Origin of the sequence: Mucilaginibacter sp., from assembly GCF_036383575.1 — a bacterium.
Taxonomy (GTDB): Bacteria; Bacteroidota; Bacteroidia; order Sphingobacteriales; family Sphingobacteriaceae; genus Mucilaginibacter.
The window spans coordinates 1-2,666 of the sequence record NZ_DASVOB010000486.1 but is presented as its reverse complement, the minus strand read 5'-3'; the positions used below and the strand labels follow the sequence as shown (position 1 = coordinate 2,666).

The following is a 2,666-nucleotide window of genomic DNA, read 5'->3' as shown; positions in this document are numbered from 1 at the left end:
GGCCTGGCCGGATTGTTCAACGCCATATTGCTGAACCGTGCCGGGCTTAAGGTTACAGTCGTCGAAAAGAAGACCTACCCCATGCACCGCGTTTGCGGCGAATACATCTCCAATGAGGTGATTCCTTTTCTGTCTTCGCTTGATATTGATCTTAATGAACTTAATGTGGCCCGTATTAACAGGCTGGAAGTTACAGCATCATCCGGAACCAAACTTTCGCAAAAGCTTGACCTGGGTGGTTTTGGGTTAAGCCGGTTTACTTTCGATAATTTTCTGTACCAGAAAGCCCTTGCCGAGGGTGTAACCTTTTTGGTTGGCACCCGGGTGGAGGATATCCGTTTTACCGGCGACCAGTTTGAGGTGGTAACTCCGGGCGAAACATTAACCGCTCCATTGGCTATCGGCTCGTTCGGCAAACGCTCCAATCTCGATCAAAAGCTTAAACGACCATTCTTTTATAAACGAAGTCCTTACCTCGCTGTAAAATTCCATTTGCAGATGGATTTTCCACAAGATCTCATCCAGCTTAATAATTATAAAGACGGCTATTGCGGCGTAAGTAAAACCGATGGCGACAGGTATTGCATGTGTTACATGGCCCATCGTGATGATCTGCGTAAATATGGCTCGTTGGCGGCTTTGGAAGAGAATGTGATCTGCAAGAACCCTTATTTAGATGAGATCTTTCGTAATGCCAAATTTTTACTGGACAAACCGGAGGTGATCAACGAGATATCGTTCGAGAAAAAAGCACCTGTTGATAATCATATCTTTATGAGCGGAGATACCGCCGGGATGATTGCTCCCCTTTGCGGCAACGGCATGACAATGGCTATCCATTCGGCAAAAATCCTTTCTGAAAAAATCATTACGCACTATAAACCGGGTAGCTTTAATCCTGAAAAACGCACTAACCTTGAGCAGGATTACACTCAAAGCTGGAACAAACAGTTTGCCCAAAGGCTTTGGGTAGGCAGGCAGTTACAGCGTTTGTTTGGCAATGATAACATGACCGCCCTAAGTTTGAATACCCTCAGCCACCTGCCTTCCGTTGCGCAATTTCTGATAAGTAAAACCCACGGCCAACCATTTGCCTAACTCAAGCGTATTGTATTATATAGTCTGTTAATAAATTTCACCCAAAGTTGATAAATGGCTTTAATAATCAAATCGTCAGCTTTCGGCTTTGTGCATTCTGCTTTTAGCTTTCATAAATATATGCCTGATTTAAGTTACCGAACAGATACTCTGGAGATCATGGATGATTTTGATCTGCCATCGGCCGAGATCACACCAGTGCTTGAAGGGCTTGGAAAGATGAATGCCTTGTTTGGCGGCCATAAAAGTATCATCAAGTCATTAAAGAAATTCGCCGTCGGTAACGGTTATTCTGTAAGCGACTGGGGTTGTGGAGGAGGAGATACCCTGATTGCCATTGCCAAATGGGCTAAAAGCAAACAAGTCGACCTTAACCTAAACGGAGTTGATGCAGCACCGTCGGCAGTTAACTATGCGCGGCAACAGGCCTTAAATTATAGCAATATTTACTTTACGCAGGCTGACGTTATTGACGAAGCGTATTTAATTAAACCGGTGGATTTGATCATCTGCAGCCTGTTTACCCACCATTTTGATGATGAGCGTTGGGTTAAGCTTATTCAAAATATGGAAGCCTCGGCACAAAAAGGGATTGTCATCACCGATCTGCACCGGCACTGGCTTTTGTATCATGCCATAGTGTTCATAACCCATGTTTTTACCCGTAATGCCATGGCGCGAAACGATGGTCCGCTTTCGGTTAGGCGGGGCTTTAAAAAACAGGAATTATTAGTTTTATTAAAAAAAGCACAAATTGATAACTTTAAATTAACATGGCGCTGGCCTTTCAGATGGGAGTTAATCATCTATAAATCGTAGCTTTACGCTATGAATTTGCGTGTACTGGTTTTAACAACCTCGCTTGGCGTGGCAATTACGCTATCAGCCGTTAACTTTTATTTTCAGCATAAGTGGTATGATGTAATGGTTACTTTTTCGGTAGCCCTTGGTGTAAGTTACTTCGTTTTTTACTACCTCATTGAAAAATACATCTACTCCCGTATCAAGCTAATTTATAAACTGATCCACAACCTGAAATTGGGCCGCGACCTGAGGGATGCCCTTGGTGAGCATGTAAGCGCCAATCCAATTGCCGATGTGGAGCAGGAAGTGAAAGAATGGGCCAAACAAAAAAAGACCGAAATAGACGAATTGCGCAAACAGGAAAAGTTTCGCCGCGATTTTTTATCCAATATCTCGCACGAGTTTAAGACCCCGCTTTTTGCTATACAAGGTTATATAGAGGCCCTTCAGGATGATGATCTTGAAGACAGGGAAATGGCCCGCCAGTTCCTGGAGAAAGCATCAAAAAATGTAGACCGCCTGAGCTACCTGATCAAAGATCTTGATGAAATTTCAAAGCTTGAATCAGGTGAGATGCCTATCAATTATACCAAATTCAAGATCAATGACCTGATAAAAGAGGTTTTTGAATCGTTGGAGATCAAGGGCAAGCAATACCACATCAAACTTATATTTAAACAAAAATATGATGAGCCTATTGTGGTAAATGCCGACAGGGAAAAGATAAGACAGGTACTGGTAAACCTGATAGATAACTCTTTTAA

The 2,666-nt window shown here is 43.0% G+C and carries 3 protein-coding genes; all 3 read left to right on the top strand.

Going from position 1 to position 2,666, the window contains the following annotated elements:
• Positions 1 to 1,098: NAD(P)/FAD-dependent oxidoreductase (locus VF500_RS17480; protein WP_330860915.1), on the top strand; the 1,098-nt coding region annotated here is incomplete at its 5' end.
• A gap of 54 nt (positions 1,099 to 1,152) precedes the next feature.
• A complete protein-coding gene (locus VF500_RS17475; protein ID WP_330860914.1) occupies positions 1,153 to 1,917 on the top strand; it encodes a methyltransferase domain-containing protein in 765 nt (254 codons plus the stop codon).
• A 9-nt stretch (positions 1,918 to 1,926) separates the two neighbouring features.
• A partial coding sequence (locus VF500_RS17470; protein ID WP_330860913.1) for a HAMP domain-containing sensor histidine kinase occupies positions 1,927 to 2,666 on the top strand: 740 nt, incomplete at its 3' end.